The following is a 23632-nucleotide window of genomic DNA, read 5'->3' as shown; positions in this document are numbered from 1 at the left end:
CTATCCCTTGAGCGCTCCCGCCATGAGCCCGCGCATGAAGAACCGGCCGAGCAGGATGTAGATCAGCATCGTCGGGATCGACGAGAGGATGGCCGCGGCCATCTGCTGGCTGTACGGGGTCGCCTGGGCGCCCGCGATGTTGTTCAGCATCACGGTCGCCGGCCAGCTCGTCGGCCCGGTCAGGAACACGGCGAACAGGAAGTCGTTCCAGAGCGACGTGAACTGCCAGATGATCACCACGGCGATCGCCGGCGCCGACACCGGCAGCACCACCGACCAGTACGTCCGCAACATGCCCGCGCCGTCCACCCGCGACGCCTCGATGAGCTCGTCGGGGATCGTGACGTAGTAGTTGCGGAAGATCAGTGTGGCGATCGGGATGCCGTATACGACGTGAGCCAGCACCAGCCCGGGGATGCCGCCGTAGAAGACGCCCTGCAGCCCGGTCAGGTCGTTCAGCCCGACGAGCAGCTGCACCAGCGGGATCATCACACCCTGGTACGGGATGAACATGCCGAACAGGAACAGGGTGAACAGCAGGTCCGCGCCGGGGAAGCGCCACTTGGACAGCACGTAGCCGTTCATGGAGCCCAGCGCGCACGACAGCAGCGAGCCCGGCACCGCCAGCAGCACGCTGTTCCACAACCCGGGGGCGAGCTTCTCCCAGGCCACCTGCCACGCCTCGGTCGTCCACGTCTGCGGCAGGTTCCAGGCCTGGCTTGGATCGGCCTCGGTGAGCGGCTTGAAGCTGGTGACCAGCAAGACGTAGATCGGGATGAGGAAGACCACCACGAAGGCGATGAGCACGCCGAACCGCGTCCAGGCGAACACCGTGCTCCTCCGCCCGGCACTCACCGCTGTCATTGGCGCCTCTCCTTACGCACGGACCAGATCAGGTACGGGATCACGAAGATCGCCACGCTGAGGACGATGTACGAGGCGATCGTGGCCCCCTTGGCGGGATCGTGGGAGTCGAAGACCGCCACCCACATGAACACCGCGGGCACGTCGGTGATGATCTGCTTGCCCGACACCGCGACGATCAGGTCGAAGACCTTGAGCGAGATGTGTCCGAGGATGATGAGCGCGGACAGGGTCACCGGCCTGAGCAGGGGCAGCACGACGTGCCGGTAGACGCCCCACTCGTTGCAGCCGTCCACGCGGGCCGCCTCGCGCAGTTCCTCGGGCACGCCGCGGAAGCCGGCCAGGAACAACGCCATGACATATCCGGACATCTGCCAGACGGCCGGCAGCGCCATCGCCGCCATGCCCCAGTCCGGATCCCTGAACCACTGCCACTGCGGCAACCCGATCGTGTCGAACAGCCGGTTGAGCCCCACCGCCCGCTCGTCCGTCCCCGAGTTCATCAGCCACCGCCACACGATGCCGGTCGCGACGAAGGAGATGGCCATCGGAAACAGGTAGATCGCCCGGAACGTCCCCTCGCCCCTGATGCCCTTCTCCATGAGGAACGCCAGCAGCCACCCGAGGACCAGCGCCCCCAGCACGAACACGACCGTGAACACGATCGCGTGCTGGACCGACAGGTGCCATCGGGGCTGGTCCCAGATGTCGATGAAGTTCTGCAGCCCCACGAACTCGCCCTCGGACACCTCGTCGTGCTTGTCCGTCATGGCCAGCTGGAAGTTCCAGCCGAGCATGCCGTACACGAAGACGGCGATCAGAATGATCGACGGCGTCACGAGGAGGAGTCCGGGCAGCCACGTGCGCGCCCGCCTCACAAGCAATCCCTCCCACGGACGCGGCAGGCCGCCGAGTGCGGCCTGCCGGGCCCGTCGCGTGGTCGTCTACCGGGTCGTCACCGGCCTGTCGTCAACCGATCTACTGGGCGTTGGCCGTGGCCGCGTCGGCCAGCCCCTGCTGCAGGGCCTTGACGTCCTTGGTGCCGAGGAACAGGCCGACCTGCTCGTTGATCGCGGCCAGCCACGGCTGGTTCACCGCCACACCGTGCTGGATCGAGCCGGCGAGCTTGTTGCTCGACCAGTCCTTCAGCGCGTCGGCCAGGTAGTCGGTGTAGAGCGACTCGTCGGCGTCCTTGCGTGCGGGGATGGAGCCCTTCAACGGGTTGAAGGCGTCCTGGCCCTCCTTGCTGGCCGCGACCTTCAGCCAGGCCTCCGCCCCTTCACGGTTCTTCGCGCCCTTGGGCAGGGTGAAGCTGTCGGACAGCCACATGTAGGTGCCCTCGGTGCCGGGAACGGGCGCCCAGTCGAAGTCCGTCTTCGACTTCTTGCCCAGGCCGCCCTCCGGGGGGTTGTGGAAGTAGCCGTAGGCCCAGTCGCCCATGATGTTGAAGGCGGCCTCGCCGTCGGCGACCTGCTTGGCCGCGGGCTGCCAGTCGTCCTGCGGGTCGCCCGCGTACTCCATGATCTTGGCGAAGTTCTGCAGCGCCGTGGTCACCTGCGGGCTGTTCCAGTCGGCGCCCGGCTTGAACAGGGCGTTGTAGGCGTCGGCGCCCATCGAGCCGAGCAGCACGTTCTCCAGCACGTGGGTGGCGGTCCACTCCGCGCCGATCGACAGCGGGATCTTGCCCTTGGCCTTGACCTTCTCGAGGGCCGCGACGAACTCGTCGATCGTCTTGGGCGCCCCCGCCACCCCGGCCTCCTTGAGCACGCCCGGGTTGAACCACAGGACGTTGGACCGGTGGATGTTCACCGGCACCGAGTAGATCTTGCCCTCCACGCTGATCTGCTCGACGAGCTGCTCGGGGAAGGCCTCCTTGAGCTTCAGCTCGTCGTACAGCGCGGTCAGGTCCTCCAGGTTGCCGGCCTTGATGTAGCCCTGCAGTTCGGCGCCCGCGTGGCCCTGGAACGTGTCCGGAGGGGTGCCCGCCTGGAGCTTCGACTGCAGCAGGGCCTTGGCCTTGTCGCCGGAGCCACCCGCCACCGCCGCGTCGAAGAAGGTATATGTCGGGTTTTTCTCCTCGAAGATCTTCCGCATCGCGGCAAGGCCGTCGGCCTCACCGGGGCCCGTCCACCAGGAGAAAACCTCAACCTGCTGTTTTCCACCGCTGTCGGCGGAGGGCGACTGTGCCGTCTGCTCGCCGCCGCCACCGCCGCAGGCCGTCAGGCCCAGAACGCTCACCATCGTGATCGAGGCGGCCACCAACCACCGTCGCATCGCGCACCATCCCTTCGAAGCCCCCCGAAGCAGGTGATCCTTGACAACGTTGTCAACAACGGCTATCAACCCACTTTCCCCGCCGCGCCGTCAAGGGAGAGCGGGTAACAGGTCCGCATATAAGCTCAGGCACGCCTCAGCACGCCGCCGGGGTTTGACACCACCGTGACGCTGAAGCCATGGTCCCGCGCCAGGTCGGCCCCCTGCGCGGCGACCACCGTCGCCCCCTTCGACACGCCCAGCGCGATCAGGGCGGGCAGGTCCCAGCCTCCGCCGGGGCTCCAGGTGGCCAGCACCACGTCCGACTCGGTCAGGCGTACGGGCCGGTCGAGCTCGGCCATCCGGGCCAGCAGGTCCGCGTGCGACAGCCGCCGCCCGCCGGCGGGCAGGAGCGCGGTCTGACGCCGGGCGTCGAGCACCGGCAGCTCGGTGGGCGCGAGCGCGACGAGGTCGCTGAAGTCGATCGTGTCGAGCGCCGCGCCCAGCGAGACGATCTGCCGCACCCTGGACCGCTCGGCCGCGCGCACCGCGGTCGGCGCCAGGTCGGGCGTGGTGACCAAAGTGCGCGCGTCGCACTCCCGCAACCACGCGGCCAGATCGTACGCGCCGAGCCCCGGATCGACGGGCGCCGCCACCCCACCCGCGGCCAGCACCGTGTGCACCGCCAGCGTCTGCGCGCCCGCCGTCGAGACGTGCACGCCCACCACCTGGTCACGCCGCGCGCCCCTGCACACCAGGCCGGAGGCCGCCCTGGTCACCTCGGTCACCAGCTCGCGGTAACCGTAGACGCGTCCGCCCCTGAGGTCGACGAGCGCCGGCCGGTCGCCGCGCCCGTAGGCCAGCCGGAAGACCTCGTGGATCACGGTGCCGGTGGTCGAGGGCGAGCGCTTCATGCACGACAACGTACGGCGGCCGGCCCTGCCCGGCATCCGCCGATGTATGTAGGCCGATGTGCATTATTCGGGCGGGCCCGAGCCCTGCGCGGCTCGAGCCCGCAGTCACGCGCCCACGACCGGACCGCCACCCCTCCGAGGATGCCCGGCCGACACGGTCGCGTGACGACCGCACGCGGGGCGTGCCCCGCGTTGGAACCGTAAGCCGGACGGCCATCCTCGCGCATGCTCTGACATGGCCATTCGACGATGTAGACGATGGAGACGGCCGGCGTGCCACATATGTAGAAGCTCAACGGCTGGCAATCATCCATGCGGCGATCTGTGTACGTGTGGAGAAGCCGAGCTTCGACAGAATGTTGGCCACGTGACGCGCGGCGGTCGCCGGGCTGATGACCAGCTCGTCGGCGATCGCCCGGTTGCTCAGCCCTCGCGCGACCAGCTCGGCGATCTCGCGTTCCCTGGCCGTGAGCCTGCTCTCCTGGACGACCGGGACGAACGCCGCCGCGGGCGGGTCGGGCCGCGTGCCGTCGAGCGCGCAGGACACCGCCTGGTCGGCCGTCATCTTCGTGCCCTCGGCCCAGAGCACGGCCACCATCTCGTCGCCGAGCAGCGCCCGCGCGGGCCGCAGGACGTTCTCGGTGCGCGCGTCGGGCTGGCGGCGCCGCAGCGCCACGGAGGCCGCGACCAGCAGCACCCCGAGCCGGTGGTCGCCCTCGGCCGTGGCCAGGCCGGCCCACGCCTCGAGCCGTCTGCCGACGCCGCAGCCAAGGCCGGCGTCGCGGCTGAGCACCAACGCCTCGGTGAGCATGGCCCTGGCGGTCGCCAGGTCTCCCTGGTCGAGCGCCACCCCGCCGAGCCCGGCCAGGCAGCTCACCTTCTGCTGCCTGGCGTCGATGTGCCCGACCAGGCCCAGCGCCGACTCGTAGTGGCGTTTGGCCGTCTCGAGATCACCCGCGTCCCTGGCCACCTGCGCCAGGCCGATGTGGCCCGAGGAGCGCCCGACGTGGTTGTCGAGCTCCTCGTTGATCGCCAGCACCTCGCCGTACGCGCGCCGCGCCTCCCGCAGTCGGCCGTGCCGCAGGGCCGTGGCCGCCCTGGCGCTGTGGGCCAGCGACTGCAGGATGCGGTCACCGGACTGCACGGCCGCCTCCAGCGCGCGGGAGAGCAGGTCCTGCTCGCCCGTCAGCCAGCCCATCACGACCAGGCCGGCGGCCGTGCCGTAGGTGTCGTGGACGGTCGCGCACGCGGCCACCCCGGCACGGACCCACCGCAGGGCGTTTTCCCTGTCACCCGCCGCCAGGGCCAGCTCGCCGCGCAGGATGGTGGCCTGCCCGCGCAGCGCCGGCGGCACCCGCGCGGCGTCGAGGGCCAGCAGCCGGTCGAGCCGGTCGGCCACCTCCAGCTTGCGCCCGCAGCCGGTCAGCAGGAAACGTACGTCGGTCAGCAGGGTGAGCGCGGTCTCCGGTTCCCCGGCGGAGACCGACCAGTCGCAGGCAGCGGTGACCTCGGCCCTGAGCCCGTCGAACAGGTTGATGTAGCGCTCCACCACCGGCCACGACATGCGCCCCTCCGGTGACACCGCCCGCCTGAACCCGGCCGCCATCCCGGCCAGCGCCATCAGGTGACGGTGCCGCAGCTCGCCCTCCTCCCCCGACGCGGCGAGTTGTTCGAGCGCGTAGTCGCGGACCGTCTCCAGCAGCCGGTAGCGCGCCTGCCCGGCGATCTCCCCGTCGAGCGCCACCAGCGACTTGTCGACCAGGTCGCACAGTCGGGGCAGCACCTCCTCCTCGGGCAGTTCGGGGCCGGAGCACACCCGCTCGGCCAGGTCGAGCGTCCATCCGGCGCGGAAGACCGTCGTACGGCGCAGCAGCACCCGCTCCTGGGGGCTGAGCAGCCGGTAGCTCCAGTCGACCGCCGCCCTGAGCGTCCTGTGGCGGGGCGGGGCCGTCCGGGCGCCGCCCGCCAGCAGCCGGAACCGGTCGTCGAGCCGCTCCACCAGCTGGCGTACGGACAACACCCTGACCATGGCGGCCGCCAGCTCGATCGCCAGCGGCAGCCCGTCGAGCGCCCGGCACAACGTCACGACGAGCGGCAGCGTGTCGGCGGTCAGCTCGAAGCCGGGCCGCGCGGCGGCCGCTCTGGCGGCGAACAGCCGCACGGCCTCGCTGCCCTCGCCGTCGATCGACAGTGGGGGCACCCGCCAGACCGTCTCCCCGGGCACGCGCAGCGGCTCCCTGCTGGTGGCCAGGATGGTGAGCCCGGGGCAGGAGCCGAGCAGGTCGCGGCAGAGCTCCGCGCACTCGGCGATCACGGTCTCGCAGTTGTCGAGCACCAGCAGCACCCGCCTGCCGCCGATCAGCGCGCCGGGGTCGCCCGCGACGCCGAGCGACGCCGCCACGTGCGCCCTGACCTCGCCCTCGTCCAGGTCGGCCAGCTCGACCGGCCACACGCCGCCCGCATGGCCGGTGGCGACCCGCGACGCGAGCCGCAGGGCCAGCCGGGTCTTGCCGATGCCGCCCGCCCCGCACAGGGTCACCACCCGCGAGACGCGCATCAGCTGGACGAGCTCGTCCACATCGGACTCCCGGCCCACGAACGTGTTCGGCTCGGCCGGCAGGTTGGCGAAGTCAGCGAATCGCAGCATCACTGTGAGTGTGTCACCAACTACGTCGTGCGCCCACAGCCAACTTCATGAGAAGTATGGGTGAGCGCGGGCACACTTTCTCTTATGGCCGATGAGCCGCTGGAACTGGGGGAGATTTCCTTCTCCGACTGGCACGCGCACACCGACAAGATGGCGGAGGTCGGCTTCCTGACCATCGCCAGGCGTCTTCCCGCCCTCGTGGTCGAGGCACTGCGCATGGCGTGGCGGGCCAGTCCCCGCGACACCGTGGCGACGGTGACGCTCAACCTGCTGGGCGGGGTCTTCACCGCGTTCGGCCTGCTGGCGACGACGGGCGTGCTGACGGCGCTCTTCAGCGAGGGTCCCACCCCCGACCGGGTGGTGGCCGCGCTTCCCGCCCTCGTCCTCGTCGGCGCGGCCGCCGTGTTGCGCACGACGACGCAGGCGGGCGCCGGCTGGGCCCAGTCGCGGCTGAACCCCCAGGTCAGGCGCCTCACCGAGGCGCGGCTCTACGGCCTGACCAGCCGGGTCGACCTGGTGGCCTTCGACGACCCCGAGTTCCACGACGCCCTGCAGCGGGCCAGGGTGCGCGGCGTGACCATGACCGACGCGGTCGTGTCCTCGGCCATCAACGTGGTCACGGCCACCGTCGGCATCGCCGCCGTGGCGGGGGTGCTGGGCGTGCTGCACCCGGTGCTGCTGCCGCTCCTGCTGCTCGCCGTGGTGCCCGACGCCTGGGCCGCGGTGCGCAGCGCCAGAATGCGATACACCACCCTGCACTCCCTCGTCCCCGCGGCCCGGCGCAAGTGGATCATCGCCGAGCTGCTGGCCGAGCGGGAGCCCGCCGCCGAGGTGCGCTCGTTCACGATGCGCGGTTTCCTGCTGCGCATGTACGACGCCGTGGCCACGGCCGAGCAGGACGTCATGCTCGGGCTGGCCAGGCGCCAGACGCTCACGAGACTGGCCGGCGAGGCTCTCGGCGGTCTTGGCGCCGCGCTGGTCTACGTCGCCCTCGGCGTGCTGCTGGCCGTGGCGGCGATCCCGCTGGCGGTCGCCGGCACCGCGGTGCTCGCCATCCGATCCGGCCAGACGTCGCTGAGCAACCTGATGTACGCCACCAACCAGCTCTACGAGGAGGGCCTCTACTTCACCGACTTCCTCGAGTTCTGCGCGCAGGCGGAAGGCCGGGTGTCCGGCGAACGCGACGCCCCGATGCCGCCGTCGTTCGAGCGCATCGTGGCCGACAGGGTGACCTTCACCTACCCCGGCGCGGAGGAGCCGGCCCTGCGCGAGGTGTCCGTGGAGATCAAACAAGGCGAGATCGTCGCCTTCGTCGGCGAGAACGGCTCCGGCAAGACCACCCTCGCCAAGATCCTCTCCGGCCTGTACGAACCCGACACCGGCGCCGTCCTGTGGGACGACACCGACCTGCGCCAGGTCGACCCCGACCTGCTCCGCACCCGCACCGCCGTCATCGCCCAGGACCACACCCGCTGGCCCCTGACCGCCCGCTACAACATCACCATGGGCACCGGCAAAGGCGAACCCGCCCTGCACGAAGCCGCCGCCGTCGCCGGTGCCGACGAGGTCATCGCCCGCCTGCCCCACGGCTACCGCACGCTGCTCGACCGGCGCTTCAAAGACGGCTGCGAACTGTCCGGCGGCCAATGGCAGCGCATCGCCGTCGCCCGCGGCTTCCACCGCGACGCCGCCCTGCTCATCTGCGACGAACCCACCGCCGCCCTCGACGCCCGCGCCGAACACGCCCTGTTCGAACGCATCCGCACCCACGCCGACGGCCGCACCGTCCTGCTCATCACCCACCGCCTGGCCAGCGTCCGCTACGCCGACCGCATCTACGTCCTCGACCGCGGCGTGGTCACCGAACACGGCGACCACGACACCCTCATGACCCTCAACGGCCTCTACGCCGACCTCTACACCCTCCAGGCCGCCGCCTACCGCTGAGCCAGCGGGGCAGGACTCACGCCAGAGCGGCCTCGATCACCGCGCGGGCCACGTCCGCCACCGCGCCCGCCCGGTGGCCGGGGTTCTCCAGCACCACGCCCACCGCCACCTCCGGCGCGTCCGCCGGCGCGAACGCCGTCATCAGCGCGTGGTCGCCGGTGACGATGCCCTTCTCCGAGGTGTCGGACTTGGCGGCCACCTCCACGCCGGGGATGGACGCCGGACCGCCCGCATGTGTGACCGTCGTCATCATCGCCGCCAGGTACCTCGCGAGCACGGGCGACAGGGCCGTACGGTAGGGCGCCGGGTCGGCCCGGCCGATCACCGAGCCGTCCGCCAGCCGCTCCTCCTCCACCAGGTACGGCCGCATCAGCACCCCGTTGTTGGCCACGGCCGCCGACAACATGGCCAGCATCAGCGGCGTCACCCGGTCGTCGTGGCGGCCGATCGCGGACAGGGCGGTCCGCGCCCGGTCCATGCCGACGGGGAAGACGCTGGGCGTCGTGCCCAGCGGGATCGTCAGGCCCGTCGCGTTGAACCCGAACGCCTCGGCCTGGTCGCGCAGCAGGTCCTGCCCGAGTTGCAGCCCGATGCCGGCGAACGCGGTGTCGCACGACGCCATGAACGCGTACGTGAGGGTCGGGCGCTCCTGGGCGCAGCGCTCGCCGTTGTCCACGTACATGGGGGTGCCGGGCAGGCGCAGGCGGGCGGGCGCCTCCACCACGGTCGACGGGGCGTACTCGCCAGAAGACAGCGCCGCCGCCGTGGTGACCAGCTTGAACGTGGACCCGGGCGGATACAGCCCGTGCAGCGCCCTGTTCACCATCGGCCGCGCGGGGGCGTGGCGGATGCCTTCGGCCGTCTCGGCGAGGCGGTCGCGGTCGAAGGTGGTCAGGGCGTTCGGGTCGTAGGCCGGGTAGCTGGCCAGCGCCAGGATCGCGCCCGTCGCCGGGCTGATGGCCACGGCAGCGCCGGGGACCCCGGTGGCCCTGAGGCTCTGGTAGGCCGCCCACTGCACTCGTTCGCTGATCGTCAGCCGGACGTCGGCGCCCTCCACGACGCCGTCCCTGACGAGCGATTGCACCCGCACCTTGGCGTCCCTGCCGGACAACACCGCGTCCTGCGCGCGTTCGATGCCGGTGGAGCCCGCCAGGGAGACGTGGCCGGTGACGGGAGCGTACAGCCGGCCGTGCCGGTAGACCCGCCGGTAGAGGTAGGGGCCCTCGCCGGTCGGGCGGCTGCTGGCGACGGGCGTGCCCTCATAGGTGAGGATGTCGCCGCGCGGACGCTCGAACCTGGCGATCAGCGGCCGCTCGTTCCTCTGGTCGGCGTTGAGCGTGTGCGAGCCGAACGCCTGGAGGAGCGTCACGTGCGCCAGCAGCACGAACAACATCGCCGCGCACGACCGGGCGACGCGGCGGAGCGGGATGTCGATCCGCCGCGCCCACGATGCCATGCACTTCGGTCTACCAACCGAGGCGCAAAGACCGTGCTAGATGAGGCTGCGGTAGTAGGAAATCTTGTTGCTGATGTAGCTCTGCCGCTCGCCGAGGTTGGCGATCTGCGCCCGCACCTGCTCGTCGTGCTCCTCCAGGAGCTTGATGCGGTCGGGGATCGTGTGGTCGCCCGCGCGTACGAGCTCGGCGAAGCGGAGCATCTGGGCGATCGGCATGCCGGTGTCGCGCAGGCAGCGGAGTGTGCCCAGCCAGCCGATGTCCTCCTGGCTGAACCTGCGCTGCCCGGCCGCGTTCCTGTCGACGCGTTCCAGCAGGCCGATCTTCTCGTAGTAGCGCAAGGTGTCGATGCTGAAGCCGGTTTCCTGCACGACCTGGGCGGGTGTGTACACGCTCACATGACCAAGCATCGCACCTGGAGTGCACTCCAGGTCAACCTGTCCCGGCGGGGCTTGACATGGAGTGCGCTCCACATTCCAGAGTCAGCCTCATGAACATCGCACTCGGCACGATTCCGTTCGGCACGACCGTCGACCTGACGGACACGTTCGCCCTGCTCGACCGCTTCCACGAGGCGGGCGGCACCATGTTGGACACGGCCAACAACTACCCGTTCTGGGCGGAGGGCCGCACAGGCGACGAAAGCGAGCTGGCCATCGGCAGGTGGCTCGCCGCGAGGGGCAACCGGGACGAGATCTTCATCAGTACGAAGGCCGGTGCCCGCCCCACCGTCCCCGGCGACACCACCCTCGGCTCGGCGGAGGGCCTGTCCGCCCCCGTGATCGAGAGGGCCGTGGAAGGCAGCCTCAGCAGGCTCGGCACCGACCACGTCGACCTGTACTGGTCGCACGTCGAGGACCGCTCCGTCCCCCTGGAGGAGACCCTGGGCGCGTTCGACGCGCTGGCCAGGCAGGGCAAGATCCGCGCGGCGGGGGCGAGCAACATCGCGACCTGGCGGCTCGAACGGGCCAGGAACGTCTCCGCCTCGAACGGCTGGATCGCCTACACCCACGTCCAGCTGCGGCACACGTACCTGCGGCCCCGGCCGCTGACCAGGCCGGCCGAGGCGGGGCACACGCTGGCCTCCGACGAGACCCTCGACTACCTGGCCGCCGAGCCGGACATGACGTTGTGGGCGTACAACACGCTGATGTTCGGCGCGTACACACGCCCTGACCGGCCCATTTCCGAAATCTACGATCATCCGGGGACGACCCGGCGCCTGGGCGTGCTCCACGAGGCCGCCAAGGAACTGGGCGCGACCCCGAACCAGGTCGTCCTGGCCTGGCTGATGGCCGACGGCGTCGTGCCCATCGTCGGCGTCTCGACGATGCCCCAGTTGGAGGAGGCCATCGGCGCCGCCGACCTCAAGCTGGACCAGGAGCTCCGCACCCGCCTGGACGACGTCCCCGCCTGACCGGTCGCCCGGGGCTAGGGGAGGTGGTCGGCGAGGTAGCGGCGGACGAGGTGCTTGCACTCGGCGATCAGCTCCGCGTTGCCACAGGGGTCGGTCCTGAAGGCCAGTTTGAGCACCGCGTCGGTCGCCTCGACCGCCACCAGCAGCGCCCGGTCCAGGCCGGGGCCGACGGGCGCGTCCAGCAGTTCGAGGGTGAGCCTGCGCAGCCGGTCGGCCACCACGACGTTGTTCTCGTGGGTGCCGTCGAGCGCCTGCTTGCTGCCCTCCACCGGTGCGCCGCCCGCGGTGACCAGCACCTCGCCGAAGTCCATCACCGAGAACCCGGGAGTCGTGCGCTTCATGTCGACGAACTCGTCGACGGCGAGGTCCACGAGGTCGGTCCAGTGCGCGAGGTCGGCCGTCGCGACGCGTTCGGTGACGCGTCCGAGGAACGCCTCCAGGTTGCGCCGGGCCAGCGCCCGCACCAGACCCTGCTTGTCGTGAAAGAACTGGTAGAAGGTACCGATCGGCACCTCGGCCCGCCGGGCGACCTCCTTCGTGGTCAGCGCGTCGTAGCCCACCTCGTCGAGCAGGAGCGCGCACTCGTCGAGCATGCGTTCCACCCGTTCGAGGCTGCGTCGCTGGGCGGGACGGCGGCGCAAGGTACTCGTCATGGTCACCATCCTGTCCTATTACCGGCAGTAAAGGTCCATTACCTTGGCTCGATAACGTGAGCGAGGAGAGCGTGGAATGTTCCTGTGGGGCACGGCCACCGCGGCCTACCAGATCGAGGGCGGCGTCCACGAGGACGGCCGGGGTGCGTCCATCTGGGACACCTTCTCGCACGAGCCGGGCCGGACGCGTGACGGCCACACCGGCGACGTCGCGTGCGACCACTATCACCGCTGGCGCGAGGACGTCGCGCTCGTGTCGGACCTGGGGCTGAACGCCTACCGTTTCTCGATCGCCTGGCCGCGCGTGCAGCCCGGCGGCTCGGGCGCGGTCAACGAGAAGGGGCTCGACTTCTACGACCGGCTCGTGGACGCCCTGCTGGCGGCGGGCGTGCAGCCGGTGCCGACGTTGTTCCACTGGGATCTGCCGCAGGCGCTGCAGGACCGCGGCGGATGGATGAGCCGCGAGAGCGCCGGGCGCTTCGCCGACTACGCCGCGATCGCCGCCGGCCGCCTGGCCGACCGGGTCCCGCTCTGGATCACCATGAACGAGCCGTTCGTGCACATGGCCTTCGGCTACGCCCTTGGCGTGCACGCCCCCGGCCAGGCGCTCATGACGGACGCGCTCCCCGCCGCCCACCACCAGCTGCTCGGCCACGGCCTGGCCGTAGGGGCGCTGCGCGCTGCCGGAGCCCGGCAGGTGGCGCTCACCAACAACTGCACGCCGGTCAGGGCCGCGTCGGCGGACGAGGCCGACGTGAAGGCCGCCGAGGCGTACGACATCCTGCACAACCGCCTGTTCAACGACCCGGTGCTGCTCGGCGCATATCCAGACCTGTCGGCCTACACCGCCGCCCTCGGTTTCCTCCAGGACGGCGACCTGGAGATCATCGCCGCACCGCTGGACGCCCTCGGGATCAACTACTACCACCCGACCCGCATCGCCGCCCCCACGGCCGGCGCCGGGCTGCCGTTCACCGACGCGGGCATCACCGGCCATCCCACCACGGCCTTCGGCTGGCCGGTCGTCCCCGACGGCCTGCGCGAGCTGCTCACGGGACTCAGGTCACGGTATGGTGCGGCCCTCCCCCCGATCCTCGTCACGGAGAACGGCTGCTCCCAGGACGACGTGCCGACCGAGGACGGCACGGTCGAGGACGACGGGCGCATCGCGTTCCTGGAGGGCCACATCGAGGCGATGCGGCGGGCCATGGCCGAGGGCGTGGACGTGCGCGGCTACTTCGTCTGGTCGCTGCTCGACAACTTCGAGTGGGCCGAGGGCTACCACCAGCGCTTCGGCCTCGTGCACGTGGACTTCGCGACCCAGCGCCGCACCCCGAAGGCGTCGTACGCGTGGCTGAAGGGCTTTCTGGCGGGTCAGAACACCGACACGTGAACGTGGTCGTAGTGGTTGGCCGTCGCGCCGCCCCGGTTGGACATCGGGTCCCAGCCGCCGCCCGAGCGGATGTCGTAGTAGCGCTGCTTCCAGATGATGTACATCACGCCGAGCCTGGCGCCGTTCTTGATGAGCCACGCGGCGAGGGCGTCGCCGTTGGCCGCGTCGGCGCCGGTGGCCATGGTGCCGCCTCTGGACATCATGAAGTCGCAGGCCCGGCCCTTGCCGTGTTCGCCGGGGTCGCCGGGGCGCAGGCAGCCGACGCCGTACTTCATGGGGAAGTTCTGCATGATCTCGGCGCGGACCGAGACCATCCGCTGGGTGAGGCCCTCTGATCCGCCGGGCTGCTGGAAGCCGTACTTGGAGAGCAGGCGCTGGACCTCGCGCCGCCTGCTCTGCATGGCCTTGATCTCCTTGCGCAGCTTTTCGATCTTCTCGTTGGCCTTGAGCTTCGCCTCTTTGTGCCTTTTGATCAGCCGCTGGATGTTCTTGACCCGCTCGGTGCGCTCGTTGGCCATGTAGCCCATGTTGGCGGCCTGGCCCAGGATCTTGTACGGGTCCTCGCTGGGCGTGATCAGCCGGTAGTTGTCGAGCGGGCCGAGGATGTAGGCGGTCTGCGCGATCCGGCCCACCTCGGCCTGGGCGGCCTTCAGCTTGGCCGCCAGACCGCCCGAGGTCTGCGTGGCCCTCTTCGCCTGGATCCTGACCTCTTCCAGGATCTGGATCTGGCCGCGGTACTGCTCGCTGAGCCGGGCCGCCTGCTTGGTGAGCTTGCGCAGCTCAGCGGGTGAAGGATCGGCGGCGGCCGGCGGTGTGGGGTGCAGGCCGAGCAGCCCGGCGAGGACGGCGACAAGAACGGCGAAGCGCCAGATCCTCACACCCGTCCCCTCCCCTCACAGACGGACCGAAACTATAGAAGATGATCTTGTTCTCTGTCATCCGAACGACGGAACTGCCGCACCTTTGGCGATGATTCGGGGCATTTGTCCGACCGAGCGGCATCCCGGAAAGTTGGGCCTTGTGTAGATCGCTCCAAACGTCAAGATGACGGCGAAGTCGTCTCCGCGAAGGGGCAGACACCCGTGTCTCGATCATCGATCCTCGCCGTCGCCGTGATCCTCGGCTTAGGCACGTCCCTCGTGGCCACCGCGCCCGCGCGGGCATCCGTGGACCCGCTGCCGACCCGTGACCGCATCGAGCTCTACCAGCTCGACAGCGCGCCGGGCACCGCACAGACCCTCAGAGAGAAAGGCTTCGACGTCGTCCAGCACGAGACCAAGGACGGCAAGGAGCACATCGAGCTGACCGCCGACCAGAACGACCTCGGCACGCTGGACAAGCTCGGCCACGACCCCGCCCCCGTACGCGACCCGCAGGGCCAGAGCCAGCTCCAGGCGGCGAAGGCACAGGCGGCCGGCGGCTACACCGTCTACCGGTCCTACTCCGAGCCCGGCGGCATCGCCGACCAGCTCAGGGACATCGCGAAGGCCAACAGGGACATCGTCAAGCTGCAGTCCATCGGCAAGACGCTCAAAGGCCAGGACATTCTGGCCGCCAAGGTGAGCACGGGCGCCCGGCTGCTGCCCGACGGCATCAAGCCCTCGACCCTCTTCTCGGCCACGCAGCACGCCCGCGAGTGGATCGCCACCGAGGTGGACATGCGGCTGCTGAAGTACGTCATCGCCAACAGGCGCTCGCTCAGGGACCTGCTCAACAGGACCGAGCTGTGGTTCGTACCGGTGGCCAACCCCGACGGCTACGACTTCACGTTCACCGAGGGCAACCGCCTGTGGCGCAAGAACCTGCGCGACAACGACGGCGACGGCCGGATCACCGGCGCCGACGGCGTCGACATCAACCGCAACTTCCCCACGAACTTCCACTACGACGAGGAAGGCTCGTCCAGCATCCCCAGCAGCGAGACCTACCGCGGCACCAGCCCCGCCAGCGAGCCGGAGACCAGGGCCATGGACGGCCTGCTCCGGCGGGTCAGATTCGAGATGCAGCTCAACTACCACTCGTACGGCCCGCTGCTGCTCTACCCGATCGGCGTGCAGATCGCCACGGAGACGGCCGACAACCCGATCTACGAGGCGCTCACTGGCGACGACGCGAAGCCCGCCGTGCCCGGATTCGACCCCGACCTCGGCGCCGAGCTGTACACCACCAACGGCGACACCAACGACCAGGCGCACCGCCGTTACGGCACGCTGTCGTGGACGCCCGAGCTCAACGAGGGCTGCGACGGCTGCGGCTTCGTCTTCCCCGACGACGAGGCGCTGGTGCAGGCCGAGTTCGAGAAGGGCCTGCCGTTCGCGCTTGACGTGGCGAGATCCGCGGTCGACCCGGTGGAGCCGGTCAGCCACCTGGGCAACAAAACCCCCGACTTCGTGCTCGACCCGTTCGAGGTCAGCCACGGCAGGAACCAGGTCGTCCAGGTCAACGCCAAGCGCAGGCTCGGCCCGGTCTTCCTCAACTACCAGGTCAACGGCGGCCGCACCCGGGTCGTCCCCACGCACGAGTGGAAGGGCGGCGAGCGGTACGGCGAGGGCTACGACCGCTACTACCACCGGCTGCGCGGCACGATCACCGCGACGAGGCCCGGCGACAAGGTGAAGGTCTGGTTCACCTCGATCGGCAGGAGGAGCGGCGGCTTCACCTACACCGTCGCCGACGACATCGGCGGCAAGGTGCTCGTGCTGGCCGCCGAGGACGTCACCGGCCTGAGCCCCGATCAGGAGGGCACGGAGGCCAGGTACGCCGGCGCGTACGCAGCGGCGCTGAAGGCCGCCGGCCACTCCTCCGACGTGTACGACCTGGACCGGATGGGCCGCAGGGCCCCGCACCCGCTCGGCGTGCTCAGCCACTACAAGGCCGTGGTCTGGGAGACCGGCGACGACGTCATCCCCCGCTCCGACGGCCAGGTGCCCGGCACCATGTCCAAGGCCGGCGTGGACACCGAGCTGGCGGTCCGCGACTATCTGAACGAGGGCGGCAAGCTGCTGCACGCCGGCAAGTACGCATCGTACGCGGCCAACGGCGACGGCCTGTACTTCTACGAGCCCGACCAGCCGGAGAACCCCGAGTGCACGGTCCCCGGCGACCCGCCCTGCATCCCGGTGTTCAACGACTTCCAGCAGTACTGGCTCGGCGCCTACGTCTATTTCGACGACGCGGGCACCGACCACGACACCGGGCAGCCGTTCGGCCTGCGGGGCGGCACCGGCGCGTTCAAGGGCTTCGAGGCGGCACTGGACCCCGGCCACACCAACGCGTTCGTGGCGACCTCCGCGGTCCTGCCCGCCGACCGCTTCCCGCGCTTCGCGAGCTCGGCCCCGGTCAAGTGGGCCAGGCCCGGAGGCCCGTTCGACCCGCACTCGGGTTCCTGGGACGTCTACAGCGGCATCTCCGACGTCTCGTGGAAACGGCTGACCAGGACCGTCGACCTGACGGGCAAGAGCGGCGGCGAGCTGTCGTTCTGGACGTCCTACGACATCGAGAGCGCGTGGGACTTCCTGACCGTGGAGGCGCGGACGGCGGGCGGCGACGACTGGACCACGCTGCCGGACGCGAACGGGCACACCTCCCAGGACACCGGCGACAGCTGCGACGCGGAGAACAGCGGCGGCTGGCGCACGATCCACCCGTTCACGCAGCGCTACCAGGGCGCCGCCTGCGAGCCGGCCGGGACGTCCGGCGCGTGGCACGCGGCCTCCGGCAACTCGGGCGGCTGGCAGCAGTGGACGATCGACCTGACCCCGTACGCGGGCGAACAGGTCGAGCTGTCCATCTCGTACGTCACCGACTGGGCCACCCAGGGCGCCGGCGTCTTCCTCGACGACGTCACGGTCACGCTGGACGGCGAGGTCGCCGAGGAGAGCTCGTTCGAGGCGGACCTCGGAGGCTGGAGCGTCGGTGACCCGCCCGAGGGCTCGGCGCCGTCGATCAACAACTGGTTCCGCACGGACCAGCTCTTCGAGGAGGGTGGCGGCGTCGTCACCAAGGACACCGTCTACCTGGGCTTCGGGGCCGAGAGCGTGATCGGCGACGAGGCGCGTACGGACCTGGTCAGGCGGTCGATGCGGCACCTGCTCGGCGATCCCCGCTGAGGCCGGCCGAGGGGCGCGGCGCACCGGCCGCGCCCCTCTTGCGTGCACGTCCAGAACATGGTTCGGTCGCCTTGAGACCTCTCCAGGGCAAGCAAGCATTCGGTCAAGCGAAAGGCTCACGACATGCGCCGGCACGACAAGCTGTTCATCGGGGGCGAATGGGTGGCCCCAGCGGGCACCGGAACGATAGACGTCGTCTCCCCGCACACCGAGGAGGTCGTCGGCCAGGTGCCCGACGGCACGCCCCAGGACGTCGACCGCGCGGTCGCGGCCGCCAGGCAGGCGTTCGACCACGGGCCCTGGCCCCGGATGACGTTCGCCGAGCGGGCCGAGGTGATCGGGAGGCTGGCCGCGATCTACAACGAGCGGCAGGGCGAGATGGCCGGGCTCATCACGGAGGAGATGGGCTCGCCCATCACCTTCTCCAACCTCGCGCAGGCGCCCCAGCCGCTCGGCATGCTGCAGTTCTACGCCGAACTCGGCAGGACGTTCGCGCAGGAGGAGGAGCGGCCGGGGTTGTTCGGCCCGCTCACCGTGCGCAGGGAGCCCGTGGGCGTGGTGGCGGCCGTGGTGCCGTGGAACGTACCGCAGTTCGTCACGATGACCAAGCTCGCGCCCGCGCTGCTGGCCGGCTGCACGGTCGTGCTCAAGCCGGCGCCGGAGACGCCGCTGGACGCGTACCTGCTGGCCGAGTGGACGGCCGAGGCCGGCGTGCCGGCGGGCGTGCTCAACATCGTGCCCGCGGGCCGCGAGACGGGCGAGCACCTGATCTCCCACGCGGGCGTCGACAAGGTGGCCTTCACCGGCTCGACCGCGGCCGGCCGGCGCATCGCGGCCATCTGCGGCGAGCAGCTCAAACGGGTCAGCCTGGAGTTGGGCGGCAAGTCCGCCGCCATCATCCTCGACGACGCCGACCTGGTCGCGAGCATGGGCTTCCTGTCGATGGCCAGCCTCATGAACAACGGCCAGGCGTGCGTGGCCCAGACCCGCATCCTCGCCTCGCGCAACCGCTACGACGAGGTCGTGGACGCCGTCGCGAACATGGTCACCTCCCAGCCCGTCGGCGACCCCGCCGACCCGGCCACCGGCATCGGCCCGCTGGCGGCCAAGCGGCAGCAGGAGCGCGTCGAGAGCTACGTCAGGATCGGCATGGACGAGGGCGCCAAGATCGTCGTCGGCGGCCTGGAGCGGCCCTACGACCGGGGCTGGTACGTCTCACCCACCGTCTTCGCCGGCGTCTCCAACGACATGCGCATCGCCCGCGAGGAGATCTTCGGCCCGGTCCTGGCCGTCATCCCGTACGACGACGAGGCCGACGCCGTCCGCATCGCCAACGACAGCGACTACGGCCTGGCCGGCACGGTGTGGACGGCCGACGCCGACCACGGCATGGAAGTGGCCCGCCAGGTCCGCACCGGCACGTACGGCGTCAACTGCTTCATGTTGGAGACCAACGCGCCCTTCGGCGGCTACAAGGCCAGCGGCATCGGCCGCGAGCTCGGCCCGGAGGGGCTCAACGGCTATCTGGAGTACAAGACCATCGCGCGTCTCGGCTGACCGGAGACGGAAGGAGGGCCCCGCGGTCGGCCGCGGGGCCCTCGCGATGCAGGATGTGCACCCAGCGCGCCCCCGCAACGCTAGGTGCAAACCCCGCCACTCACAGTGCATACCCCACTCCCCACGGTGATCCACCTGATGGAGGCACTGAAAGTGCGGATTTTCCTACCCAGGGTGATCCGCCGGTGGCGGATCACGAAGGGCGACCGCCTGACTACTGAAGTATGTCCCATGGTCACCGTCACGACGGTTTCCATCCCCAAGGACTTTCTCCCAGCGGTTTTTATCCATCCGCCCTAGGTAGACGTGTATTACTCAAGAAAAGTTCGAAGAGATCCATTTGCCGATTTTGGCGACGAGTTCAGGGGTGGCGGCGGTCTCCGCGTGGCCGTACCCCGGCTCGATCCAGAGCTCCTTCGGCTCACGCGCGCCGTCGTAGAGCTGGTGGGCGTGGTCCACGGGGAAGAACCCGTCGGCGTCGCCGTGGACGATCAGCAGCGGGACCGGCGAGATGAGCCCGGCGGCCTCGTGCGGGGGCATCGGGATCGGGTTCCACGCGCCGGGGGCGATCCTGGTGCGCTTGACCAGCCGGGCCGCCAACCGGCCGGCCCGCCGCTCGATGGCCCAGTGCACCTGCCGCATCGGCCTGGTGCCCCGGTAGTACCACCGGGCGGGGCCGCTGACCGCGACCACCGCGTCCACGCCGCGCATCAGCCCCGCATGGCGTACGGCCACCGCCGCCCCCATGGAGAAGCCCACGACCGCGACCTGCGAGTATCCCACCACCCGGGCATGCCGGACGGCGGCGGCCACGTCGAGGATCTCCGCGTCCCCCACGGTGGTCAGCCCGCCCGAGCGGCCGTGACCCCGGAAGTCGAAGGCCACCACGCCGCCGTAACGGCTCAGCACGTGCACGATGCGGCGCGGGGCCCGCTCACGCCACGAACCGGTGAAACCGTGCGCCACCACGATGCCGACGTCCAGGGGCCGGGACGGCGCCGGATCGGCCCCTGCCGCGGGCAGTCTGGCGGGTGTGTGCGAGGCGTCGATGCGGACCCCGTCCTCGGTCCTCAGCATGACGGGGAAGCTGGGCGTGAAAGGCATGAGAACGAGCTTAGGTTCGCTCCGCGTCCATCCCGTGCTCGGCCGCCGATAGGCCGCCGCGCCCCGGACCGCGCCTCGATGTCGTCCTGCGCCATGGCCAGCGCGGACACCGCCATGAGAGGCGGACGATTCCGCGCCGCCGGCCCGTCTGCATGCATAGGTCCAGCCCGGCGGCCACGTGCTTCCTCGCGGTCGCGAAGTCGCGCAGCCCGGCCGCCACCCTGCCGATCTTGGCGTGGCAGCGGGCCGGCTCGATCCGATTGTCCATGTCCGCGAGCAGCGGCAGCGCCGAGGTGTGGTGGGACATGGCCGCCTCCAGGTCGCCCGCGGCCTCGGCCACCGCGCCCAGATGGGTCAGCACCCTGGCCTGGGTCCAGTGGTGACCGGTTTTCCCGGCGATCGCCAGCGCCTCCTCCCCGCAGCGCCGGGCCTGGCGCGGGCGGCCGGGGGCAGGAGACCCCGTTCATGGCCTTCCCCTGCCATGGGCCCGGCGCCCTGCCGGTCACAGGTCGAGCGAGCTCACGATCGTCCTCTCGTCGACGACGCGCAGCGCCGGTTCGCGCAGCAGCCTCCTCGCCAGGTCGTAGGGGGCGACGACGACGCTCGCCCGCCGCTCCTCGGCGAGCACGCGGCAGCCGACCAGGCTCGGCTCGTGGGCCACCACGACGTGGGCGCCGCACGTCATGGCCAGGTCGATCACCCGCAGCGCCCTGAACGGATCGTTCACCGCGCTGATCACCACGTCGTTCTCGGTGATCGCCGCCCGCGCGGCGAGCCTGCGCAGGTCGCCTGCCAACTCGCCGTGGTCGAACACGCGCCGGCCGTCGAACGTGAGCGCCGGACCCGCCAGCGGCCCGAACTCCACCCCTCGCTCGTCGAGCAGCTCGGTGAACGGCTTGGCCCCCTCGACCGGGCGGAAGGAGTAGACCTGCTCCACCCGCGTGGCGGCGGGGTCGTAGTGGCGCTGGGTGATCAACATGCGGGCGGAGCCCGAGGCCGCGAGCACCACGACCCCTCCCGCCCAGGCGACGGAGTGGGTCGCCACCGGCAGCGTCGCCCCTGGCGGGACGTTGACGATGACCTTGTCGCCGTAGCGCAGACCCTGACTGCGCAGGCCTGCCGCGGCACGGGTGACCCGCTTGACGAACGTCGCGTACGACAGCACCTCGCCGGTCCGGACATCGCTCACCGCCGGCTGTTCGCCCCGTGTCGGCGCCGCGGCCATCACCAGCTCTGTCCAGGTCATGCCGTTAATGTAGGGACCCCGGCCACGATTGCCATGCGCACAATTGTGCAACCGGCTATGTACATGAGCCCCCCTCCGCCGTCCGCTCGCGCTCGCCATCAGAGGGGATCAACTAGACTTGGTAGGTCGCGACTTCGCGCGGCCGCCCTCCACGACACAGAGCGAGACCTCATCATGCCTTTGAACAGCCGCGACGACCTGCGGAACATCGCGATCATCGCGCACGTCGACCATGGCAAGACCACGCTGGTCGACGCCATGCTCTGGCAGTCCGGGGCCTTCCGCGCCAACCAGGACGTCGACGACCGGGTCATGGACTCCAACGACCTCGAGCGCGAGAAGGGCATCACCATTCTCGCGAAGAACACCGCGGTCGACCACGGCGGCATGACCATCAACATCATCGACACCCCCGGCCACGCCGACTTCGGCGGCGAGGTCGAGCGCGGGCTCTCCATGGTCGACGGGGTCGTGCTGCTGGTCGACGCCTCCGAGGGGCCGCTGCCGCAGACCCGGTTCGTGCTGCGCAAGGCGCTGTCGGCGAAGATGCCGGTCATCCTGTGCATCAACAAGGTCGACCGCCCTGACGCCCGCATCAAAGAGGTCGTCGACGAGGTCTACGAGCTGTTCATGGACCTCGACGCCACCGAGGAGCAGATCGACTTCCCGATCGTCTACGCCTCCGCCAAGGCCGGCAGGGCCTCCATGGAGCGCCCCGACGACGGCTCCATGCCCGACTCCGACGACCTCGAGCCGCTGTTCGACATCATCAAGTCGACCATCCCCGCGCCGACCTACGATCCGAGCGCCCCGCTCCAGGCCCACGTCACCAACCTCGACGCCTCCTCCTACCTCGGCCGCATCGCCCTGTGCCGCGTCCACCAGGGCGTCATGCGCAAAGGCCAGCAGGTGGCCTGGTGCCGCACCGACGGCACGATCCAGCGCGTCAAGGTGACCGAGCTGCTCATGACCGAGGCCCTGGAGCGCAAGCCCGCCGAGGAGGCGGGCCCCGGCGACATCATCGCCATCGCCGGCATCCCCGAGATCATGATCGGCGAGACCCTGGCCGACCCCGACGACCCGCGCCCGCTGCCGCTCATCACGGTCGACGAGCCGGCCATCTCGATGACCATCGGCACCAACACCTCGCCCCTCGTGGGCAAGGTCAAAGGCTCCAAGGTCACCGCGCGCATGGTGAAGGACCGCCTCGACAAAGAGCTGGTCGGCAACGTGTCGCTGCGCGTGCTGCCCACCGAGCGGCCCGACGCCTGGGAGGTGCAGGGCCGCGGCGAGCTGGCGCTGGCCATCCTGGTCGAGCAGATGCGCCGCGAGGGCTACGAGCTCACCGTGGGCAAGCCGCAGGTGGTCACCAAGGTGATCGACGGCAAGGTGCACGAGCCCGTCGAGCGCCTCACGGTCGACTGCCCGGAGGAATACCTCGGCGCGGTCACCCAGCTCCTGGCGGTGCGCAAGGGGCGCATGGAGCACATGACCAACCACGGCACCGGCTGGATCCGCATGGAGTTCGTGGTGCCGGCGCGCGGCCTGATCGGCTTCCGCACGGAGTTCCTCACCGAGACCCGCGGCACGGGCCTGGTCCACCACGTCTTCGACTCCTACGAGCCCTGGTTCGGCGAGCTGCGCACCCGCAACAACGGCTCGCTGGTGGCCGACAGGTCCGGGCCGGTGACCGCGTTCGCGATGCTCAACCTGCAGGAGCGCGGCACGCTGTTCGTCTCGCCGACGACCGAGGTCTACGAAGGCATGATCATCGGCGAGAACTCCCGGTCCGACGACATGGACGTGAACATCACCAAGGAGAAGAAGCTCACCAACATGCGCTCCTCCACCAGCGAGGAGACGGAGAAGCTGATCCCACCGCGCATGCTCTCCCTGGAGCAGGCGCTGGAGTTCATCCGTGAGGACGAGTGCGTGGAGATCACTCCTGACGCCGTGCGCATCCGCAAGGTGGTGCTCGACTCCGCCGTCCGCGGCCGCGCGGCGGCCCGCGCCAAGCGCGCCTGACCCACCGGCCCTGACCCGCCGCACGCTCGCCGGGGTCGGGGTCGGGGTC

18 protein-coding genes are annotated in these 23632 nt (G+C 70.3%); 6 read left to right on the top strand and 12 right to left on the bottom strand.

Going from position 1 to position 23632, the window contains the following annotated elements:
- The 5 genes from GUY59_RS17505 to GUY59_RS17485 all read right to left on the bottom strand — a co-directional run bounded on the left by GUY59_RS17505 (nucleotide 1) and on the right by GUY59_RS17485 (nucleotide 6678).
- Nucleotides 1-864, bottom strand: a complete 864-nt coding sequence (locus GUY59_RS17505) for a carbohydrate ABC transporter permease (protein WP_132334517.1) — start codon at nucleotides 862-864, stop codon at nucleotides 1-3.
- Nucleotides 861-1742 carry a carbohydrate ABC transporter permease gene (locus tag GUY59_RS17500; RefSeq protein WP_171055474.1) on the bottom strand — a complete coding sequence of 294 codons (882 nt, stop codon included), beginning with the start codon at nucleotides 1740-1742 and terminating at the stop codon, nucleotides 861-863. Before GUY59_RS17500 ends, GUY59_RS17505 begins: the two co-directional genes overlap by 4 nt.
- 100 nt (nucleotides 1743-1842) lie before the next feature.
- A complete protein-coding gene (locus tag GUY59_RS17495) occupies nucleotides 1843-3138 on the bottom strand; it encodes an ABC transporter substrate-binding protein (protein WP_138203280.1) in 1296 nt (431 codons plus the stop codon).
- A 125-nt stretch (nucleotides 3139-3263) separates the two neighbouring features.
- Nucleotides 3264-4031: an AMP-binding protein gene (locus GUY59_RS17490; protein WP_161714583.1), complete on the bottom strand. Its 768-nt coding sequence runs from the start codon at nucleotides 4029-4031 to the stop codon at nucleotides 3264-3266.
- A 292-nt stretch (nucleotides 4032-4323) separates the two neighbouring features.
- Entirely contained in the window at nucleotides 4324-6678 is a 2355-nt protein-coding gene (locus GUY59_RS17485) for an ATP-binding protein (RefSeq protein ID WP_138203276.1), read from the bottom strand.
- An 84-nt stretch (nucleotides 6679-6762) separates the two neighbouring features.
- Between GUY59_RS17485 and GUY59_RS17480 the strand changes: the two genes are divergently transcribed.
- Nucleotides 6763-8625, top strand: coding sequence for an ABC transporter ATP-binding protein (locus tag GUY59_RS17480; RefSeq protein ID WP_138203274.1), 1863 nt, complete (start codon nucleotides 6763-6765; stop codon nucleotides 8623-8625).
- A gap of 16 nt (nucleotides 8626-8641) precedes the next feature.
- Here the strand turns inward: GUY59_RS17480 and GUY59_RS17475 are convergent, their stop codons facing one another.
- Both GUY59_RS17475 and GUY59_RS17470 read right to left on the bottom strand, forming a co-directional pair.
- The gene (locus GUY59_RS17475) at nucleotides 8642-10081 is read right to left on the bottom strand and encodes a peptidoglycan D,D-transpeptidase FtsI family protein (RefSeq protein WP_165959731.1); all 1440 of its coding nucleotides are present in this window, start codon (nucleotides 10079-10081) and stop codon (nucleotides 8642-8644) included.
- A gap of 36 nt (nucleotides 10082-10117) precedes the next feature.
- Nucleotides 10118-10477 carry a MerR family transcriptional regulator gene (locus GUY59_RS17470; RefSeq protein ID WP_246064133.1) on the bottom strand — a complete coding sequence of 120 codons (360 nt, stop codon included), beginning with the start codon at nucleotides 10475-10477 and terminating at the stop codon, nucleotides 10118-10120.
- Nucleotides 10478-10569: 92 nt separating this feature from the next.
- Between GUY59_RS17470 and GUY59_RS17465 the strand changes: the two genes are divergently transcribed.
- Nucleotides 10570-11496, top strand: coding sequence for an aldo/keto reductase (locus GUY59_RS17465; protein ID WP_138203272.1), 927 nt, complete (start codon nucleotides 10570-10572; stop codon nucleotides 11494-11496).
- A gap of 14 nt (nucleotides 11497-11510) precedes the next feature.
- Here GUY59_RS17465 and GUY59_RS17460 read toward each other — a convergent pair whose 3' ends face one another.
- Nucleotides 11511-12149, bottom strand: coding sequence for a TetR family transcriptional regulator (locus GUY59_RS17460; RefSeq protein WP_138203270.1), 639 nt, complete (start codon nucleotides 12147-12149; stop codon nucleotides 11511-11513).
- A gap of 76 nt (nucleotides 12150-12225) precedes the next feature.
- On the opposite strand from GUY59_RS17460, the gene GUY59_RS17455 reads away from it, so the two are divergent.
- Complete coding sequence (locus GUY59_RS17455) at nucleotides 12226-13542, top strand: GH1 family beta-glucosidase (protein ID WP_138203268.1); 1317 nt, start codon at nucleotides 12226-12228, stop codon at nucleotides 13540-13542.
- Here the strand turns inward: GUY59_RS17455 and GUY59_RS17450 are convergent.
- Nucleotides 13524-14420, bottom strand: coding sequence for a hypothetical protein (locus GUY59_RS17450; protein ID WP_138203266.1), 897 nt, complete (start codon nucleotides 14418-14420; stop codon nucleotides 13524-13526). The two genes, GUY59_RS17455 and GUY59_RS17450, sit on opposite strands and share 19 nt — an antisense overlap.
- Before the next feature lie 204 nt (nucleotides 14421-14624).
- Here GUY59_RS17450 and GUY59_RS17445 point away from each other — a divergent pair, with 204 nt between their 5' ends.
- Together GUY59_RS17445 and GUY59_RS17440 are read left to right on the top strand one after the other, a co-directional pair.
- The gene (locus tag GUY59_RS17445; RefSeq protein WP_252375070.1) at nucleotides 14625-17651 is read left to right on the top strand and encodes a M14 family metallopeptidase; all 3027 of its coding nucleotides are present in this window, start codon (nucleotides 14625-14627) and stop codon (nucleotides 17649-17651) included.
- Between the two features lie 123 nt (nucleotides 17652-17774).
- Nucleotides 17775-19208 carry an aldehyde dehydrogenase gene (locus tag GUY59_RS17440; protein WP_138203264.1) on the top strand — a complete coding sequence of 478 codons (1434 nt, stop codon included), beginning with the start codon at nucleotides 17775-17777 and terminating at the stop codon, nucleotides 19206-19208.
- A gap of 315 nt (nucleotides 19209-19523) precedes the next feature.
- Here the strand turns inward: GUY59_RS17440 and GUY59_RS17435 are convergent, their stop codons facing one another.
- The 3 genes from GUY59_RS17435 to GUY59_RS17425 form a co-directional block, all read right to left on the bottom strand.
- The gene (locus GUY59_RS17435) at nucleotides 19524-20312 is read right to left on the bottom strand and encodes an alpha/beta hydrolase (protein WP_236667234.1); all 789 of its coding nucleotides are present in this window, start codon (nucleotides 20310-20312) and stop codon (nucleotides 19524-19526) included.
- A 10-nt stretch (nucleotides 20313-20322) separates the two neighbouring features.
- The gene (locus tag GUY59_RS17430; protein WP_138203262.1) at nucleotides 20323-20673 is read right to left on the bottom strand and encodes a hypothetical protein; all 351 of its coding nucleotides are present in this window, start codon (nucleotides 20671-20673) and stop codon (nucleotides 20323-20325) included.
- A gap of 141 nt (nucleotides 20674-20814) precedes the next feature.
- On the bottom strand, nucleotides 20815-21558 hold the full coding sequence (locus GUY59_RS17425) for an AMP-binding protein (RefSeq protein WP_161714582.1): 744 nt from the start codon (nucleotides 21556-21558) through the stop codon (nucleotides 20815-20817).
- A 174-nt stretch (nucleotides 21559-21732) separates the two neighbouring features.
- Here GUY59_RS17425 and typA point away from each other — a divergent pair, with 174 nt between their 5' ends.
- The gene (typA, locus tag GUY59_RS17420; protein ID WP_138203258.1) at nucleotides 21733-23583 is read left to right on the top strand and encodes a translational GTPase TypA; all 1851 of its coding nucleotides are present in this window, start codon (nucleotides 21733-21735) and stop codon (nucleotides 23581-23583) included.
- Nucleotides 23584-23632: the final 49 nt, after the last annotated feature.

The sequence above is a fragment of the Nonomuraea sp. K271 genome, from assembly GCF_009908215.1.
Classification (GTDB): Bacteria; Actinomycetota; Actinomycetes; order Streptosporangiales; family Streptosporangiaceae; genus Nonomuraea; species Nonomuraea longispora.
The sequence above is the reverse complement of the archived record's forward strand: the minus strand, read 5'-3'. Positions and strand labels throughout refer to the sequence as shown.

Bases quoted from the DNA above. Each gene is read 5' to 3' on its own strand.
- GUY59_RS17505 (WP_132334517.1), bottom strand. From the start codon at position 864: ATGACAGCGGTGAGTGCCGGGCGGAGGAGCACGGTGTTCGCCTGGACG.
- GUY59_RS17495 (WP_138203280.1), bottom strand. From the start codon at position 3,138: ATGCGACGGTGGTTGGTGGCCGCCTCGATCACGATGGTGAGCGTTCTG.
- GUY59_RS17490 (WP_161714583.1), bottom strand. From the start codon at position 4,031: ATGAAGCGCTCGCCCTCGACCACCGGCACCGTGATCCACGAGGTCTTC.
- GUY59_RS17485 (WP_138203276.1), bottom strand. From the start codon at position 6,678: ATGCTGCGATTCGCTGACTTCGCCAACCTGCCGGCCGAGCCGAACACG.
- GUY59_RS17480 (WP_138203274.1), top strand. From the start codon at position 6,763: ATGGCCGATGAGCCGCTGGAACTGGGGGAGATTTCCTTCTCCGACTGG.
- GUY59_RS17475 (WP_165959731.1), bottom strand. From the start codon at position 10,081: ATGGCATCGTGGGCGCGGCGGATCGACATCCCGCTCCGCCGCGTCGCC.
- GUY59_RS17465 (WP_138203272.1), top strand. From the start codon at position 10,570: ATGAACATCGCACTCGGCACGATTCCGTTCGGCACGACCGTCGACCTG.
- GUY59_RS17460 (WP_138203270.1), bottom strand. From the start codon at position 12,149: ATGACGAGTACCTTGCGCCGCCGTCCCGCCCAGCGACGCAGCCTCGAA.
- GUY59_RS17455 (WP_138203268.1), top strand. From the start codon at position 12,226: ATGTTCCTGTGGGGCACGGCCACCGCGGCCTACCAGATCGAGGGCGGC.
- GUY59_RS17440 (WP_138203264.1), top strand. From the start codon at position 17,775: ATGCGCCGGCACGACAAGCTGTTCATCGGGGGCGAATGGGTGGCCCCA.
- GUY59_RS17435 (WP_236667234.1), bottom strand. From the start codon at position 20,312: ATGCCTTTCACGCCCAGCTTCCCCGTCATGCTGAGGACCGAGGACGGG.
- GUY59_RS17425 (WP_161714582.1), bottom strand. From the start codon at position 21,558: ATGACCTGGACAGAGCTGGTGATGGCCGCGGCGCCGACACGGGGCGAA.
- typA (WP_138203258.1), top strand. From the start codon at position 21,733: ATGCCTTTGAACAGCCGCGACGACCTGCGGAACATCGCGATCATCGCG.